The organism is Halovibrio variabilis (assembly GCF_007991175.1).
Taxonomy (GTDB): Bacteria; Pseudomonadota; Gammaproteobacteria; order Pseudomonadales; family Halomonadaceae; genus Vreelandella; species Vreelandella variabilis.
In genome coordinates this window covers 26,863-43,194 of record NZ_BJXV01000005.1, presented here as the reverse complement: position 1 = coordinate 43,194, position 16,332 = coordinate 26,863, and the positions used below count along the sequence as shown (strand labels likewise).

The 16,332-nt window shown below is 56.5% G+C and carries 15 protein-coding genes; 13 read left to right on the top strand and 2 right to left on the bottom strand.

Features of this window, described 5'->3' with window-relative positions:
- Window positions 1-23: 23 nt before the first annotated feature.
- From HVA01_RS05650 to HVA01_RS05635, 4 genes are all read left to right on the top strand, one after another.
- Window positions 24-752: a sigma-E factor negative regulatory protein gene (locus HVA01_RS05650; RefSeq protein ID WP_146873794.1), complete on the top strand. Its 729-nt coding sequence runs from the start codon at window positions 24-26 to the stop codon at window positions 750-752.
- A 124-nt stretch (window positions 753-876) separates the two neighbouring features.
- Window positions 877-1,896: a MucB/RseB C-terminal domain-containing protein gene (locus HVA01_RS05645; RefSeq protein ID WP_146873792.1), complete on the top strand. Its 1,020-nt coding sequence runs from the start codon at window positions 877-879 to the stop codon at window positions 1,894-1,896.
- 42 nt (window positions 1,897-1,938) lie between these two features.
- The gene (locus HVA01_RS05640) at window positions 1,939-2,376 is read left to right on the top strand and encodes a SoxR reducing system RseC family protein (RefSeq protein ID WP_246129492.1); all 438 of its coding nucleotides are present in this window, start codon (window positions 1,939-1,941) and stop codon (window positions 2,374-2,376) included.
- A 59-nt stretch (window positions 2,377-2,435) separates the two neighbouring features.
- Window positions 2,436-3,848, top strand: coding sequence for a DegQ family serine endoprotease (locus HVA01_RS05635; RefSeq protein WP_146873789.1), 1,413 nt, complete (start codon window positions 2,436-2,438; stop codon window positions 3,846-3,848).
- A gap of 121 nt (window positions 3,849-3,969) precedes the next feature.
- Here the strand turns inward: HVA01_RS05635 and HVA01_RS05630 are convergent, their stop codons facing one another.
- Complete coding sequence (locus HVA01_RS05630) at window positions 3,970-4,470, bottom strand: MgtC/SapB family protein (protein ID WP_146873786.1); 501 nt, start codon at window positions 4,468-4,470, stop codon at window positions 3,970-3,972.
- Window positions 4,471-4,788: 318 nt separating this feature from the next.
- Here HVA01_RS05630 and lepA point away from each other — a divergent pair, with 318 nt between their 5' ends.
- From lepA to acpS, 7 genes are all read left to right on the top strand, one after another.
- Window positions 4,789-6,603 carry a translation elongation factor 4 gene (gene lepA / locus HVA01_RS05625; RefSeq protein ID WP_146873784.1) on the top strand — a complete coding sequence of 605 codons (1,815 nt, stop codon included), beginning with the start codon at window positions 4,789-4,791 and terminating at the stop codon, window positions 6,601-6,603.
- 14 nt (window positions 6,604-6,617) lie between these two features.
- The gene (gene lepB, locus HVA01_RS05620) at window positions 6,618-7,421 is read left to right on the top strand and encodes a signal peptidase I (RefSeq protein ID WP_146873782.1); all 804 of its coding nucleotides are present in this window, start codon (window positions 6,618-6,620) and stop codon (window positions 7,419-7,421) included.
- 67 nt (window positions 7,422-7,488) lie between these two features.
- Entirely contained in the window at window positions 7,489-8,181 is a 693-nt protein-coding gene (rnc, locus tag HVA01_RS05615) for a ribonuclease III (RefSeq protein ID WP_146873780.1), read from the top strand.
- The gene (gene era / locus HVA01_RS05610; protein WP_146873778.1) at window positions 8,178-9,077 is read left to right on the top strand and encodes a GTPase Era; all 900 of its coding nucleotides are present in this window, start codon (window positions 8,178-8,180) and stop codon (window positions 9,075-9,077) included. Before rnc ends, era begins: the two co-directional genes overlap by 4 nt.
- Window positions 9,078-9,085: 8 nt before the next feature.
- A complete protein-coding gene (gene recO, locus HVA01_RS05605; RefSeq protein WP_146873776.1) occupies window positions 9,086-9,781 on the top strand; it encodes a DNA repair protein RecO in 696 nt (231 codons plus the stop codon).
- A gap of 84 nt (window positions 9,782-9,865) precedes the next feature.
- Window positions 9,866-10,708, top strand: a complete 843-nt coding sequence (pdxJ, locus tag HVA01_RS05600) for a pyridoxine 5'-phosphate synthase (protein WP_146873774.1) — start codon at window positions 9,866-9,868, stop codon at window positions 10,706-10,708.
- 48 nt (window positions 10,709-10,756) lie between these two features.
- Complete coding sequence (gene acpS, locus HVA01_RS05595) at window positions 10,757-11,134, top strand: holo-ACP synthase (RefSeq protein WP_146873772.1); 378 nt, start codon at window positions 10,757-10,759, stop codon at window positions 11,132-11,134.
- Window positions 11,135-11,172: 38 nt separating this feature from the next.
- Here acpS and HVA01_RS05590 read toward each other — a convergent pair whose 3' ends face one another.
- The gene (locus HVA01_RS05590) at window positions 11,173-13,884 is read right to left on the bottom strand and encodes an ATP-binding protein (RefSeq protein ID WP_146873770.1); all 2,712 of its coding nucleotides are present in this window, start codon (window positions 13,882-13,884) and stop codon (window positions 11,173-11,175) included.
- Between the two features lie 91 nt (window positions 13,885-13,975).
- On the opposite strand from HVA01_RS05590, the gene cysM reads away from it, so the two are divergent.
- Both cysM and rlmD read left to right on the top strand, forming a co-directional pair.
- Complete coding sequence (gene cysM, locus HVA01_RS05585) at window positions 13,976-14,872, top strand: cysteine synthase CysM (protein WP_146873768.1); 897 nt, start codon at window positions 13,976-13,978, stop codon at window positions 14,870-14,872.
- 3 nt (window positions 14,873-14,875) lie between these two features.
- Window positions 14,876-16,273 (top strand): 23S rRNA (uracil(1939)-C(5))-methyltransferase RlmD, encoded by a 1,398-nt coding sequence (gene rlmD, locus HVA01_RS05580; RefSeq protein ID WP_146873766.1) that lies wholly within the window; start codon window positions 14,876-14,878, stop codon window positions 16,271-16,273.
- Window positions 16,274-16,332 lie beyond the last annotated feature (59 nt).

The window sequence follows — 16,332 nt, the reverse complement described above, 5'->3', positions numbered from 1 at the left end:
TAAACAGTGTGAGGGTGTGAAGTATGAGTCAAAACACACGGGAATCACTTTCGGTGTTAATGGATGGCGAAAGTGACGAGCTTGAGCTTCGCCGAGTGTTGAAATCACTGCCAAAAGACGACGATGCTGCTGACACGTGGCGCCGTTACCATCTCGCGCGCAGCATGATGCAGCGCGAGCGAGGGGTCGATGTAAGCGTTGACCTGTCTGCCGGTGTCATGGCTCGACTGCGTGATGAACCGGCTCCCTCTGCTCAACAAACGGAGCCGGCTGCTAACCGCGCAGGCGGTATCTCGTTTGCCCGCGGGGCGAGCGTCGCGGCGGCCGTTTCGTTGATGGTTATCACCGGTGTGCAGTTCTTTGGTAATGACGCTTCGGTTAATCAAAGCGGCAGCGATGTTGCAACCTCGGTTTCTGGTGCCAACGGGGCGCCGCAAGTTCAGCCCGTTAATTTGGCCTCCCAGCCTGCAGCAACATCACGCACTGAGATGCCCATGTTTGAGCAGACCCCTTTTAGGGTTAGCGGTCAGTCAGCCCAAAGCGGCTTGATGAATATTAGCGAGTCTGGCTTTTCTGCGCAGAGTTCGCGGGGTGTTACCGCTCAGCAAGGCACCAGCATTGATGTCGACCAGATTGGCATGCTCCGGTCTTACTTGGAGCAACATACCCAAGGCGCTGCGTACGGCAGTGGTGACAGCTGGATGCCGCTGATGCGCTCATCTGCCGTCACTGAGCCATTGGGCCAGCGTTAAATCGGGGTAGCGCTAACCCTACGTCAGTGCTTTCGGTAATGGTCGCCGGGATAATGGACGCTGGTGATAATCCGTTGAGTAGCGAAGGCTGCAAACGGGAGTGCCTGGCATTGGAGTGTGCAAAATGATGGTTCTCTGGCGAGCTAAGCAATTAGGGGTACTTGTCTTAGCCGTAGGTCTATTCCCCTTTCAGGCGCATGCTGAAAACGCTGAGAACCGCTCTGAAAGCCACCCTGGCTATGAGTGTTCAGGGTCAGCAAAGGCCATGCCGAGTAATGCGATACAGTGGCTTGAGCGCAGTTTGTGGGCTAGCCACTGCTACGCCTTTCAGGCAAGAGCGGTCGCGATTGACGCCATCAATGTGCGAACACTCGCGCTTTCTCACCGCATTCAAGACGGTATTCGGCAACAAGTAGTGCAATATCTAGACGGGCCTTCTGTCAGCATTGAGCGACGTTCGCCCGTGGGACGCTTGGCCTGGACCCAAGAGAACAGTAATGGCGAGCTGCCCACACCCGCGAAGTGGGCGGCACACCTGGACCAATACTATACGGTTGAGCTTGAAGATAATGAGCGTGTTGCCGGGCGGGACGCGGTGAAACTTGATTTTGATCCCCGCGACGAATGGCGTTTCTCCCACCAGTGGTGGGTAGACCGTGAGACGGGCCTGTTACTTAAGCATGTCCTCAGTGATAAGCAAGGCCGCATCATTGAAACCTTTCAAATCACCCAACTGCAGTCACCCCAGCAATATACCGGTAGCGTTCGGATGGACGCCGCTAAGAGTGTTCTTAGCACTCCTTGGCGTGTTACTTGGCTGCCCGACGGTTTTGTGGCCCAGCCGGCTACCTTTGCTGGCGATGATGGTCATCAACGTTTGTATAGCGATGGCTTGGCCACGGTCAGTGTCTTTGTCGAACCTCTTGGCGAAGAAGAAACGACCGCTTTGCGTGAGGGGGTTCAGCAGCTCGGCGTCTCTGCCGTTGCTATTGAGCACTACGTTACTACGCAAGGGCGTTGGCAATTAGTCGCTATTGGTGAAATGCCCGTTACCACGCTTCAGCGGATTGCGCGTTCAATTACGTTCGATCAAGCCGCTGTTGATAGCGTGGAAGAGACCGAGCAAGTCGATACGGGTGAGTAGGCTTGCCCGCAAAGCATACGATTGAGATATTTGAAAATGGTAATGGCATCTTCCTGTCCCTCTTTGCAACGCACGGGTACGGTTGCCGATTATACGCAGCACGGCCTTGTGGTTGAAATGCGCGCCCAGGAACGTTGCGAGCAGTGCGCGCAAGGCCGTGGCTGCGGGGTAGGGCTGCTGTCACCTCAACGTAGCCATCGGGTGGCGGTAGCGCTTACCGAGAAGTCGCAACACGCCTATCCGCTTGGCAGCCATGTCACCGTTAGCCTGCCCCGCGCCTCCCTTACGTTGCTGGCTTTTTTTGTGTATGCACTGCCGCTGTTGATGGCGTTGCTGCTATCCGGATTGGCGTCTTTCATGAATGCGGGTACTTGGATCGCGCCGTTGATCTTTTTTAGCACCTTGGGAGGTGGCGTGATAAGCGTTAAGTACCTATTGTGTGGGCGAAGGGAACGCTTTCGTCCACGCTTGGTCAATTAATGTCTATGTAACTCACTGTGAGTTGCTTGCCCTCGATCACCTAAAGTAGGAGCTCTTGCATGAAACGCTTGATTCTCCCTTCCACACTCTGGATATGTGTGGTGGCGTTGCTAACCGTTGGCCAAGCTGCCAATGCGCAAAACCTGCCTGATTTCACCCAACTTGTCGAAGACGCCGCCCCTGGGGTGGTGAATATCGCTACCAGTCGAACGGTTCAGCGTTCTAGCATGCCCGGTCTTGAAGGGTTTGGTGGTCAGGACGTCCCGGAAATTTTCCGCCACTTTTTTGGCGATAGCTTTCCCACGCCGCCCGGCAATGAGCGCGGCCGCACCGAAGAGCGCCAATCGCTAGGTTCGGGATTTATTATCAGCGAAGACGGCTATGTGATGACGAATGCTCATGTGGTCCAAGACGCCGACGAAATACTCGTACGCCTGAATGATCGCCGTGAGCTAAGCGCGGAGGTGATTGGCAGCGATCCCCAAACCGATGTGGCCGTGTTGAAAATCGACGCCAGCGACTTGCCAACGCTTGCCTTAGGCGACTCCGACGGCCTTCAAGTTGGTGAGTGGGTGGCTGCCATTGGTTCCCCTTTTGGTTTTGACCACTCGGTAACGGCGGGTATTGTGAGTGCTATTAACCGCACCTTACCCCGCGATGCCTACGTACCGTTTATTCAGACTGATGTTGCGATCAACCCCGGTAATTCCGGTGGCCCGCTGTTTAATCTCGACGGTGAAGTAGTGGGCATCAACTCACAAATCTTTACCCGCAGCGGCGGCTTTATGGGCGTCTCCTTTGCCATTCCTATCAATGTCGCTATGGAAGTCGCCGAACAGCTGCGTGACGAAGGCCGAGTTAACCGCGGTTGGTTGGGGGTAATGATCCAGCCCGTGTCTGACGATCTGGCCGAGTCCTTTGGCATGGAACGGGCGGTGGGCGCCTTGATTGCTGACCTTGACCCCGAAGGTCCGGCGGCGCAGGGTGGCCTGCAGGCTGGCGATGTGATTCTTGAGGTGGATGGTGAAGAGGTTGAGCGCTCAAGCTCACTGCCCCGCCTGATTGGTAAGGTGTCGCCAGGTACTGAGGTAGAGCTTACCTTAATGCGAGACGGTGAAGAGATGTCTGAAACCGTCGAGTTAGGCAGCTGGCCTGATGCAGAGCAACAAACCGCTCAAAGCAGCAGCGATAATCAAGTCCGTCTCGGTGTGAGGGTGGCAGAGCTTGATGAAACCATGCGCGAGCAGCTCAATGTGCCGGGTGGTGTGGTTGTTCGTCAGGTAGAGCCTGGCAGTGTGGCGGCAGAGGCCGGTATTCGCCCAGGCGATGTGCTGGTCAGTATTGATCATCGCAGCGTGTCTTCTTCAGACGAACTGGTAGAGATTGTCGAAGGACTACCCACTGACCGTGCCATTCCGGTGCGCCTGTTCCGTGATGGGCGCTCGCTGTTTGTGGCGCTACGTCTGGAATAACACAGCCATTTTCACACTTGGTCCGGCGCTTTTCGCCGGACCGCTGTTGTTAGCCTGCGTCCACCATAGCTTCGCACCACGTATTTCTTTCTATCTCGCCTCGCTTTCCTGCCTCTTTTAATCATTCCTTAGTGTTTTTCTTACCCTCATCACTACGGCCTTTTTTCTCATTACGGTCCGCTAACATATCGTGTTCGAACCAGCCTAGGATCACCATGATGGTCAATCCCAAGAGGGTGACCATGCCAGCCAATGGGAAATTATTGGTACCTGCGGCAACACCGATGGCACCCGCCAGCCAGATCGAAGCGCCAGTTGTAATGCCTTGAATGTGGGCACCGCTGCGAATAATGCTGCCAGCGCCCAGAAACCCAATACCGCCAATCACCCCCTCAACCACTCGATTGGGATCAATACTTGCTGCGTGCCCCTCGCCACCCGTGTCAAACAGAACGCTCAAGCCCACAATGATGAACGCAGACGAGCCTAGTGATACCAGCATATGCGAACGAAGACCCGCGGGTTTACCGCGAAGCTCTCGCTCCAAGCCAAGACACAAGGCCAAGCCGGTGGCCACCATCAGTCGGGTTAGCATGTCCAGTATGGGAATTTGCGTATCCATGACGCTCCTTTCTCTTTTGTCCTTCCTTAATCTTAGTTGATAACACATCGCCCCAACAGGCAGCACACTTAGCGTAGAAGCAAGCCTATGCAATGAAATAGGTAAAACAGGCCTGTCTCTATACCGGCTAAGTGCATAGGGTTTGAAGAAAGTGGTGGGCAGGTTATGTGTGGGGCAGTCGCTATTTTTTTACATTTTTTGATGAACATAGCACCGGAACCCTGCTAACGGTACAATGTCAGCAAATTTCGACTGCGCATACCGTGGTACTTTTTTTAAACGTACTCAACTGCGTACATACCCGGATTAAAACGGCAAATGACCCAAGAAAACGATAGTAAAATCAAGCACATTAGAAATTTCTCTATCATCGCCCACATTGATCACGGCAAATCAACGCTCTCTGATCGTTTGATTCAGACCTGCGAAGGGTTAACCGATCGCGAGCTTAAAGAGCAAGTGCTCGACTCCATGGACATCGAGCGCGAACGGGGTATTACCATCAAAGCGCAGTCGGTTACGCTGGACTATACCGCTGCCGATGGGCAGGTTTACCAGCTGAACTTTATCGATACGCCTGGTCACGTCGATTTCTCCTACGAAGTATCCCGTTCACTCTACGCCTGTGAAGGGGCGCTGCTGGTAGTGGATGCCGCGCAGGGCGTCGAAGCGCAGTCGGTCGCCAACTGCTACACCGCGATCGAGCAGGGGCTTGAAGTGCTGCCTGTGCTCAATAAGATCGATTTGCCCCAGGCGGATTGTGACAAGGTTGCCCAGGAGATCGAAGAAATTATCGGCTTGGACGCGACCGATGCCTGCCAGGTGTCCGCTAAAAGCGGGATAGGCATTGATGCGCTGTTAGAACGCTTGGTGCGGGATATTCCGCCGCCCCAAGGCGACCCGGAGGCGCCGCTGCAGGCGCTGATTATCGACTCCTGGTTTGATAACTATCTCGGCGTTGTCTCACTGGTTCGCCTGTTTGATGGCACGCTGCGTAAAGGCGATAAAATTCGCATTAAATCGACGGGGCGCGATTGGGGCACCACGGAAGTAGGCATTTTTACCCCGCAGCGTAAGCAGACCGGTATTTTGCGTGCCGGTGAAGTCGGCTTTATTGTTGCCGGTATCAAAGAGATTCACGGGGCGCCGGTGGGCGATACCATTACCCATACCAAGACGCCCGATGTCGCCCGTCTACCCGGTTTCCTAAAGGTAAAACCGCAGGTCTATGCCGGCATGTTCCCGGTCAGCGCAGATGATTACGAAGACTTCCGCGATGCGCTGGAAAAACTGGCGCTGAACGATGCCTCGCTTGCCTACGAGCCGGAAAACTCCGATGCCCTTGGCTTTGGCTTCCGGGTGGGCTTTCTGGGCACCCTGCACATGGAAATCGTCCAGGAGCGCCTGGAGCGTGAGTACGATATCGACCTGCTCACCACGGCACCCACGGTTGTCTATGAGCTAGCCATGAAAAATGGCGACATCAGCTATGTCGCCAACCCTTCCAAGCTACCCGACATGGCCGATGTGGATGAAATGCGTGAGCCGGTGGTGCGCGCCAGTATTCTGGTTCCCCAGGAGTACGTCGGCAACGTGATCACCGAGTGCGAGCAGCGCCGTGGCACGCAGCTGGATATGCAGTTTCTGGGTAACCAAATTCAGCTGGCCTACGAGCTGCCGATGTCGGAAGTCGTCATGGACTTCTTTGACCGCCTGAAATCGATCTCCAAGGGTTACGCGTCGCTTGAATATAACTTTGAGCGCTTTGAAGAAGCCAAGTTGGTGCGTCTTGACGTACTGATTAATGGCGACAAGGTTGATGCGTTGGCGGTCATCATTCACCGTGACCATGCCCACCATCGTGGCCGTTTGCTAGTGGAAAAGATGAAAGAGCTGATTCCGCGGCAAATGTTTGACGTAGCGATTCAGGCCGCGATCGGAGGGCAGGTCGTCGCCCGCTCGACCGTGAAGGCGCTGCGCAAAAACGTCACCGCCAAGTGTTATGGCGGCGATGTCAGCCGTAAGAAGAAACTGCTCGAGAAACAGAAAGCAGGTAAGAAACGCATGAAACAAGTGGGGCGTGTGGAAATTCCCCAAGATGCCTTCCTTGCCGTGCTCAAGGTTAACGACTAGGAAAGACACCTCCCATGGATTTTTCATTACTGCTGGTTATTGCTGTAGCGCTCTCGGGCGTTGTTTATCTACTGGATGTGCTGCTCTTAAAGCCCAAGCGCCGCCAGCGCTTCGAAGAAGCGGAATCCAAGGCCCAAGGGGAGCTGGATGCCGCCACCAGCGAAAAGCTACTGAAAGAGCCTTGGCCGGTCGACTACGCGCGCTCGTTTTTCCCGGTATTGCTGGTAGTGCTGGTGGTGCGTAGCTTTGTTATTGAGCCCTTTCAGATTCCCTCGGGGTCAATGCGGCCGACGCTGGAAGTGGGTGACTTTATCCTGGTCAATAAGTTTGCCTATGGCCTGCGCTTGCCGGTGGTGAATACACGCTTTATCGAAGTGGATGACCCCGAGCGCGGCGATGTAATGGTGTTTCGTTTTCCTGAAGAGCCATCGGTGAACTTTATCAAGCGTGTGATTGGGATGCCTGGCGACCGTATCCGTTACGAAGGCAAACAGCTTTTTGTCAACGGTGAGCCGGTCGCTAAAGATTTGATCGAAGAGGGCCCCGGTGCTTCGCCTCAACAGCTATTGTTAGAAGAGCAGCTTGGCGACGCTGAGCACTTTATCTATAACAATCCGCGCGACCCTGGTCCGCAAATGCGCGAAGTCGAAGTGCCCGCAGGCCACTATTTCATGATGGGTGATAACCGCGATCACTCCAACGATAGCCGCTACTGGGGCTTTGTGCCGGAAGCGAACATTGTCGGCCGTGCCTTTGCGGTGTGGATGCACTGGAATGGCGGGCTACCCAGTTTTACCAGCGTAAGGCGGATTGAATGAAACCCCTGCCTGCGCTGTGTTTAGTCAGTTATGTCACTTTAGTTAACGTCAATGACGTAGGAGAGCTGTGAGTAATTCCTTGAACGCTTTTTGCCGACGAATCGGCCATACCTTTGGCGATGATATGCTAATGGAATTGGCCATGACCCACCGCAGCTTCGGTGGTCGCAACAATGAGCGCCTGGAGTTTCTGGGTGACTCTATCGTCAACTTTGTGATCGCCGAAGCGCTGTTTCAGCGCTTTCCCCAGGCGCGCGAAGGCCAGCTTTCGCGCTTGCGTGCGCGGTTGGTGAAAGGCCAAACCTTGGCCGAGCTGGCTCGCGAAATGGAGTTTGGCGAATGCTTAAAGCTGGGTTCCGGCGAGATGAAAAGCGGCGGGCACCGACGTGAATCAATCCTGGCGGACGCCGTTGAAGCCGTTATTGGTGCTATCTACTTGGATGCCGGGATGGATGTGGTACGCGACCGCGTGCTGGATTGGTACGCCGAACGGCTGGGCAATATTTCTTTGCAAGATACTCAAAAAGACCCCAAAACCCGGCTGCAGGAGTTTCTCCAGTCGCGCCAAGCGGCGTTGCCGCGTTATGAAGTTGTCTGCGTGAAGGGCGAGGCGCATGCCCAGACCTTTACCGTGGAGTGCTATATTGATTTATTGGTTGAGCATACCACTGGTAAAGGCCCTAGTCGCCGCCATGCTGAACAGCAAGCGGCAGAAGAAGCGCTGTCGTACCTTGAAAAAAGCCCTGGAGAGAAATCATGAGCCAAACCTGCGGATTCGTTGCCATTGTGGGCCGACCCAACGTGGGCAAATCGACCCTCATGAACCGCATTCTGGGGCAAAAAATATCGATTACCTCACGGCGGCCGCAAACCACGCGCCATCAGGTCATGGGCATCAAAACGCTTGAGGAGAAGCAGTTCATCTACGTCGATACCCCAGGCATGCATATTATGTCCAAGGATCGTAATAAGGCGATTAACCGCTTTATGAATCAGGCCGCTACCCAGGCGTTACGCGATGTCGATTGCGTGGTGTTTATTATCGACCGCACCCGCTGGACCGAAGAAGATCAAGCCGTTTTGAAGCGCCTGGAACACGTTAAAGCACCGGTGATTCTAGCCGTCAATAAAGTTGACCGTCTGGGTGAAAAAGGCGACTTACTGCCGTGGCTGGCAGAGGTGGGAGCGCGTCGTGACTTTGCCGCTATCGTGCCGATTTCAGCCAAACACGGCACCCAGGTCGATACCTTGGAAGAGGAGGTGGCCACGCATCTTCCCGAGAGCGTTCACTTCTTCCCTGAAGATCAAGTTACCGATAAAAGCCTGCGCTTTATGGCCGCTGAAATGGTGCGTGAAAAGGTCATGCGCCAACTCGGCGATGAGCTGCCTTATCAGATGACCGTGGAAATTGAAGAGTTTCGCGAAACCGAGCGCATCACCCATATCAGCGCCTTGATTCTGGTCGAGCGTCAGGGCCAGAAGGTCATTCTGATTGGTGAAAATGGCGACCGAATTAAGAGCATCGGCCGCGAAGCGCGCCTGGATATGGAGCGCGTGCTGGGTACCAAAGTCATGCTCAATTTATGGGTCAAAGTGAAGCGCGGCTGGTCGGATGATGAACGCGCGCTGAAAAGCTTGGGTTACAACCTCGATTGAGGGTGGCAATGGCGCCAGAGCCGGCATTTCTGCTTCATCGTCGGCCCTATCGTGAAACCAGTGCGCTGGTGGACCTATTAACGCTCAATCACGGTAGGGTACGCGCGGTGGCCCATGGTGGTCAGCGGCCCGGTTCAAAATCCCGCCAGCGCCTGCAGCCGTTCACGCCGCTGTTTGTGACTTGGCAGGGCAGCCGTGAGCTAAAGCGGCTCACGCTGATGGAGTCCCGCGGCCAGACCGCACTGCTCGCAGGCGAAGGGCTGCTTTGCGGGCTATACGCCAATGAGATTGCCACCCGGCTGCTGCCGTTAGAACTACCAGCGGCCGAGGTATTTGCGTTTTATACCGCGTTGTTAGAGGCGTTGCCGGCTCCCGCAGAGCGTGCGCTAGCGCTGCGCCGCTACGAGTGGGCGTTGCTGGAAGCGCTGGAGGCCACCCCGCGCTTTACGACGCCAGACGGCAGCGGATTAGACCCCCAGGTCCGTTACCGCTTTGACGCCGCGTCTAGGGCCTTTATACCGGCTGATCGCGGCCTTGATGGGCGTACGCTGCGCTATATTGAGCAGGGCGACTGGCAGCATGAAGGGCTTGCCAATGCGCTTAAAAACGTCATGCGCGCGGCGTTAGCGCCTCATCTGGGCACGACTGTTTTACGTTCGCGAGAGCTGATGCTCGATTTAGCGCGCCGCCGTCATCGCCCCTAATTTTTGAACTTCCTGTTTTTTGAACTTCCTGATTTTGAACTTCCTGGCTACAAGCTCTTATCTTATCGCTGCGTTGGAGGCACTATGCACCCCCCTCGGATCCTGTTAGGCGTCAATATTGATCACATTGCGACACTTCGCCAAGCCCGAGGTACGCGCTACCCGGACCCCGTTCAGGCGGCATTAGTGGCTGAAGAGGCGGGCGCCGATGGCATTACGGTGCACTTGCGTGAAGACCGGCGGCATATCCAGGCCCGTGATGTGCGCATTCTGGCCGAAGTGCTGAACACGCGCATGAACCTGGAAATGGCCGTTACCGACGAGATGCTGGCGCTCGCTGAAGACATGCGCCCTGCGCATGTCTGCCTAGTGCCGGAAAAGCGCCAAGAATTGACCACAGAGGGCGGTCTGGATGTTGTCGCCGGCTTTGATGCTATCGCCGGCGCCTGCCAGCGGTTGAACGCAGCGGGGTGCGATGTGTCGCTGTTTATTGACCCTGATGTGGCGCAAATTGAGGCGGCCCAGCGTGCTGGTGCGCCGACCATTGAGCTGCACACGGGCGCTTACGCCGAAGCGCGGCCTGGCAGCGAAGCGGCTAACGGCGAATATCAGCGCCTAACCGCCGCCGCGACTCACGCTGTTTCTCTGGGGCTGGTGGTTAACGCTGGCCACGGCCTGCATTACCACAACGTCGAAGCGATAGCCGCGCTGCCCGGCATCAATGAACTGAATATTGGTCACGCGATTATTGCGCGGGCGCTGTTTGTTGGCTTGAAAGAGGCCGTTCAGGAGATGAAGCGCTTGATCATCGCAGGTCAGGAAGCCGGCTTGATGGCAGCGCTCGATGCCCACGACCTTGAGCATCAGCACGACCACCATCATGAAGACCATTCTGAGCATGTGCATAATGGTTGCTGTGGGCATTAACCCGAGGTTTTCTATTCAGCGGTTTTCTATTCAGGGGCTTGTTAGGCGATGATCGTGGGGATTGGCTCGGATATTGCCCGTATTGAGCGTTTTACCCGGGCCGTGGTGCGCCACGGCCCGCGTTTTGCGCAGCGGATTTTAGGCCCCGAGGAGCATGCCGTCTGGCTGTGTAAGTCGCAACCGGCCGCTTTTCTGGCCAAGCGATTTGCCGCTAAAGAAGCGTTTGTTAAGGCGTTGGGCCTAGGGCTGCGTGACGGTATGCAGTGGCGTGATATTCAGGTACTCAACGACGCCTTGGGCAAGCCGTACTTGCTGCTTAACGGCGAAGCCGAACGGCTCTTGCTGGCGGCGGGTGTCACTGCCAGCCACGTTACCCTGAGCGATGAAGCCGACTATGCGGTGGCGTTTGTGGTGTTGGAACGCTAGCGCTCCCATCCATTTTTCGAGCTGGTAGCCCCGTTAACTTAATGCCTAAGCAGTTGCGGACGATGCGCGCGTAACCGTGCCATCGCGCGGTATACATTGTCGAGCAGCTCCTCTGCGCGGCTTAACCCACCGGTGCGCAGGCGGGTTTCCAGGGTTTCCACCAGCAGGGCGAGTTCGGGGGCGCCGCAGTAACGGCTGGCGCCGTTAAGGCCGTGTACCCAGTCGAGTAGCGTGGGTAAATTTTGCTGCGCAAAAGCGGCACGCATGTGTTGTTCGCTCTCGGCAAGGCTGTCAGTCAGACGTTTTAGCTGCTCGCGGGCTAAGTGCTCTTTTCCGCCTGCCAGGCGTGCTCCCATCTCAAGGTCGACCACGGGTAGCATGGCGGGAGCTTTATGGCTATGGCCCGGCTTATGGGTATTTTGTGAAGGGGGTGGGTCAGTGCTGACGCGTTGCCGCTGGGTAACCCCTAAAAAGCGATTGAGCAATTGATTTAGCTGCGCTTCGTCAATCGGTTTGATCAGCACGTCGTCCAGGCCTGCCGCCAGCCACTGCTGGCGTTCACTGCTGAGCACGTGAGCGGTAACGGCAATAATCGGGCAGCGTGCCCAGGTGGTACTGAGTCGGCGTAGCGCTTGAGTCGTTTGTATCCCATCCATTCCCGGCATACGAATATCCATTAATACCATGTCAGCGTTATCGCTATGCGCGAATGCCAGCGCCTGCTGGCCGCTTTCCACCGTGGTAATAGCCAGGGTAGGGTGTTCAAGCATGCTTTTGAGCAGCTCACGGTTGGGCTGGTTGTCGTCAACAATAAGCAGCTTGAGTGTCTGAGACGCTACTTGCAGGGCGGGCAATGAGCCGACGGGTTTGTCCGGCTCAAGCGTGGGCAGCAGCTGCTGCTTCAGGGATGCCACCAACTGCGCCCGGGAAAACGGTTTATAGAGGGTCTCGCCGCCATGCGGTAAGCGCAGCGTGGGCAGGTCAAAACTGTTGCCATTGGCTAAAATTAAGACGGGACAAGCGGTTTGGTCAATCACCGTTTGCCAGTGGTGGTAACGCTCGGGGCTAAAATCGTTGGGTTCTAATCCCAGTATCAGCAACTGGGCTCGTTCAGGGGCGTCAAACGCCAGTGGCTGCGCTTCCCAGCGGTGCAGAAAATGCGCTAGTACATACCGAGTCGGCGCGTGGTTTTCGTACAAGCGAACAGGTGCATTGGACAGGTTAATTTCCGCTGGCCGCTCGATGGCTTTATGGGCCAGCATAGGCAGCGTAAATGAGAAGGTGGAGCCGCTGCCAAGCTCGCTCTCAACGCTGATTTCGCCCCCCATGCGCTCAATTAACTGGCGGCAGATGGTCAGCCCCAGGCCGCTGCCGCCAAATTGCCGTGAGTGGCTGGGTTCGGCTTGGCAAAAAGCGCTAAATAGCGCCTGCTGCTGGGCGTCGCTTAAGCCAATCCCGGTGTCACTAACGCTGAGATTAAGCACGACATGCTGGCCTTCCAGGTTATCCAGCATCACGCGCACAATCACTTCGCCTTTATGCGTGAATTTGAGCGCATTGCTAATTAAATTATTTAATACCTGATGGATACGTAACGGGTCGCCGCACAGTGGAGTAGGCACGTCGTCATACACCATGGCCACCAAGTGCAACTGCTTGCGCTGGGCTTCCGGGGCGTGCAAGCCCAGCACTTCATCGACCAGGGCGACGATATCGATATCCGCCTCTTCCAGGGTCAGGCGGTTAGCCTCAAGCTTGGAAAAGTCGAGCACATCGTTAACCAGCATAAGCAGGTTATCGGAGGCGCGCTGGACGTGCTGCAGCCACTCTTGCTGGCGCGTATCCAACGCCGAGCGGCCGAGCAGTCGGCAAAAGCCGATAATACCGTTGAGCGGGGTGCGGATTTCGTGGCTCATGTTGGCCAGAAATTCAGATTTTACCGCGTTTGCCTGCAGCGCGCTGCGATGGGCTAAATCGAGCTTGATATTCTGCTCTTCGATGGTGTCCATCGACTCTTGCAATTCGCTGGTGGCCTGCTCGATTTGCGTTTGCATATCCCGCTGGGCCTGTTGAAAGTGCTCAGCCAAGACGTTGATACGGCTAGAAAGCTGGTCGAGCTCCGTCGCCTGGGAAGGCTCCAGGTGCAGCCGATAATCGCCGCGAGACAAGCGATAAAGAGCGTGGTTGGCCTCTTCAATGGGGCGGGTAACATAGCGGCTGATGGCAAAGGCAACTAAAAACATCAGCATCCCTAGCAGCATGCCACCCAGGCTTAGGCTCGCCATAAGCTTGTAACGCTCAAGGGTGAGCGCGCGGGTATCCGTTTCGGCCGTTAGCCAGCCGAGCGGAGTAGATCTGCTACCCTCAGACGGCGTTAGCGCTAAGCGCAACCGCCCCGCCTCTTCGTCGATAGCGAGTTGGCTGTCAACGGGGGGGCTAGGCGATGTGGGCGCGGCTGCGGACGGCCCCAGCGACAGCAGCTGATTGCCCTGCGCGTCATAAAGCGCCACCGTGCGTAGATCATTAAGGTTGAGCAGCTGGCGCGCTAGCTGTTCCAGCTGCTGTGAATCTTGCCTGGCGACGGCGTCAGCAAGGCTTGGGGCCAGCAGCTCACCGGCACTTTCTAAGCGCTCTTGGTGCTCTGCGCGCGCCTGCGTATCGCTTTGTACCACCAGAAGAATGCCCATCAGTGCATACACCAGTAGCGGTAAACCGAGTAGGGCGAACAGAAGGCGGGTGTTCAAAGACATGAAAGAAGCTCGCTAATTCAATGAGGTTACCTGTCAAGCCAAAGGCGACACCGATATAATGCAGCATAACGGTTACGATAAGGAGCGTGCGATGAAATATCCCACCTTGGAAGAGATGGTTGGCAATACGCCGCTAGTGCGCCTCAAACGCATCAGCGCAGGGCGCAACAATACCCTGCTGGCCAAACTCGAAGGTAATAACCCCGCCGGGTCGGTCAAAGATCGCCCGGCGCTTTCCATGCTCAGCGAAGCGGAAGCCCGCGGTGACATTACCCCAGGCGATACGCTGATTGAAGCTACGTCCGGCAATACGGGCATCGCGCTGGCCATGGCCGCGGCGATTAAAGGCTACCAAATGGTATTGGTGATGCCGGAAAACGCCTCCGAAGAGCGTAAGCAGGCCATGGCGGCCTACGGCGCCAAATTGATCTCGGTGAGCAAAACCGGCGGCATGGAGCAGGCGCGGGATATCGCCGATGGCATGATTGCCAGGGGGGAGGGTAAGCCGCTTAATCAGTTTGCCAATCCGGACAACCCGCTAGCGCACTATCGCACCACCGGCCCTGAAGTCTGGCAGCAAACCGGCGGCGAGGTAACCCACTTCATTAGCTCCATGGGCACCACCGGGACTATCATGGGCGTGTCGCGCTATCTGAAAGAGCAAAACCCGGCTATTCAGATTGTCGGTTTGCAGCCCGCCGATGAGGCGAGCATTCCCGGCATCCGCCGCTGGCCAAAAGAGTACCAGCCCGCCATTTTTGAACCCCCTCGGGTGGATACAACCCTGGATATTGGCCAGCAAGAAGCCGAAGAGCACATGCGGCGTTTGGCGCGTGAAGAGGGCATCCTGGCGGGTGTGTCCTCGGGCGGCGGCTTGGTAGGCGCGCTGCGGATTGCCGAACAAACCGAAAACGCGGTGATTGTGTTTATTGTCTGTGACCGTGGTGATCGCTATCTCTCCACTGGCCTCTTTGCCCCAGGAGTTTAATCTATGGCCATGTTGGGAAAACGGCGGCCAGCGCGGCCTGCGTCGGGTCATTCTGGTCTCGCCCGCTCGCCGAGTGGCAAGGCGCACACGACCAGTGAGGACACCTCGCCGCTTCAGATTGAGCGCCTGGCTCACGATGGCCGCGGCGTTGCGCACACGGCCAATGGTAAAACCGTGTTTGTGGATCAGGCGCTGCCCGGTGAACAGGTGGAAGTGGCGGTCCATCTCACCCGCAAACGCTTTGACGAAGCGCATATTAAATCGCTGTTGACCACATCCGAGCAGCGCGTTACGCCCCTTTGCCCGCACTTTGGCCACTGTGGCGGCTGTGATTTGCAGCACTTAAACGTTGCCGCCCAGCTTACCCATAAGCGCGAAGTGGTGCGCGAGCTGTTTTCTCGCCAGGGCATAACACTGACGGACATTGGCTCGATTCATAGCAGCGATCAGGGCTACCGACGCCGTGCGCGGCTGGGGGTCAAAGTTGATAGCCAGGGCAATACCCGACTTGGCTTTCGCGCCGCGCACAGCCACCGGCTGGTGGATATTGAACGCTGCCCGGTGCTGGTTGACGCCTTGCAGCAGCTGCTAACGCCCCTGCGCGCTTTGTTGGGAACGTTAGACGCGCCGCGCCAGGTAGGTCATATCGAGCTGCTGGCGACGGCGACCACACAGGTGGTGCTGGTACGCCAGCTAAAAGCGCACCCCCACGATGCCGCGCGCTGGCAAGCCTTTGCCGAGCAGCAGCAGGTGGTGTTAGGCACTTGGTTGGGGCGTGAAACGCCGGCGCTGCACTGGAATGATGCAGTCCCGGTGCTGGAAGAGACGCTGGCACTCGATGGTCACCCGCCGCTGACGCTGGCGTTTTCACCGGGCGATTTTTTACAGGTTAACGCCCCGGTTAACCAGCAAATGGTCGCCCAGGTGATCCAATGGCTAGCGGTGAAGCCTGGGCAAAAGCTACTCGACCTATTTGCCGGCATTGGTAATTTCAGCCTGCCGATGGCGGCTGTCGGCGCCGATGTGCACGCGGTAGAGGGCAACCCCGCCATGGTCGGGCGTATTGCCACTAACGCGCAGCGCAATCAACTAATGGTGAGCGGTCAACAGGCCGATTTAGCCGACCCGTTCAGCGTTAATGCGTTATTAACCGAGCATCGCGCTAGCGATGCCGTGGTGCTCGACCCGCCGCGCAGTGGCGCCGAAGCAATTTGTCAGGCGTTGGCACGCCACCCGGTGCCCAAGGTGGTCTATATTTCCTGTGATCCGGCAACGCTCGCCCGTGATGCGGCACACCTTGTGCATGCGGGGTACCGGGTTAAGCAGGTAGTCGTGGCGGATATGTTCCTTCACACTGCGCATTTAGAAACGCTAATGTTGTTTGAATTTGATGCTGGTTAAAATATCAAGCCACGGCGACGGCCGAGCGCAGACCGTTGCCCTGAATGGATGAGTTAACG

Coding starts and splice junctions, on each gene's coding strand:
- HVA01_RS05650 (WP_146873794.1), top strand. CDS start 24: ATGAGTCAAAACACACGGGAATCACTTTCGGTGTTAATGGATGGCGAA.
- HVA01_RS05645 (WP_146873792.1), top strand. CDS start 877: ATGATGGTTCTCTGGCGAGCTAAGCAATTAGGGGTACTTGTCTTAGCC.
- HVA01_RS05640 (WP_246129492.1), top strand. CDS start 1,939: ATGGCATCTTCCTGTCCCTCTTTGCAACGCACGGGTACGGTTGCCGAT.
- HVA01_RS05635 (WP_146873789.1), top strand. CDS start 2,436: ATGAAACGCTTGATTCTCCCTTCCACACTCTGGATATGTGTGGTGGCG.
- HVA01_RS05630 (WP_146873786.1), bottom strand. CDS start 4,470: ATGGATACGCAAATTCCCATACTGGACATGCTAACCCGACTGATGGTG.
- lepA (WP_146873784.1), top strand. CDS start 4,789: ATGACCCAAGAAAACGATAGTAAAATCAAGCACATTAGAAATTTCTCT.
- lepB (WP_146873782.1), top strand. CDS start 6,618: ATGGATTTTTCATTACTGCTGGTTATTGCTGTAGCGCTCTCGGGCGTT.
- era (WP_146873778.1), top strand. CDS start 8,178: ATGAGCCAAACCTGCGGATTCGTTGCCATTGTGGGCCGACCCAACGTG.
- recO (WP_146873776.1), top strand. CDS start 9,086: ATGGCGCCAGAGCCGGCATTTCTGCTTCATCGTCGGCCCTATCGTGAA.
- pdxJ (WP_146873774.1), top strand. CDS start 9,866: ATGCACCCCCCTCGGATCCTGTTAGGCGTCAATATTGATCACATTGCG.
- acpS (WP_146873772.1), top strand. CDS start 10,757: ATGATCGTGGGGATTGGCTCGGATATTGCCCGTATTGAGCGTTTTACC.
- HVA01_RS05590 (WP_146873770.1), bottom strand. CDS start 13,884: ATGTCTTTGAACACCCGCCTTCTGTTCGCCCTACTCGGTTTACCGCTA.
- cysM (WP_146873768.1), top strand. CDS start 13,976: ATGAAATATCCCACCTTGGAAGAGATGGTTGGCAATACGCCGCTAGTG.
- rlmD (WP_146873766.1), top strand. CDS start 14,876: ATGGCCATGTTGGGAAAACGGCGGCCAGCGCGGCCTGCGTCGGGTCAT.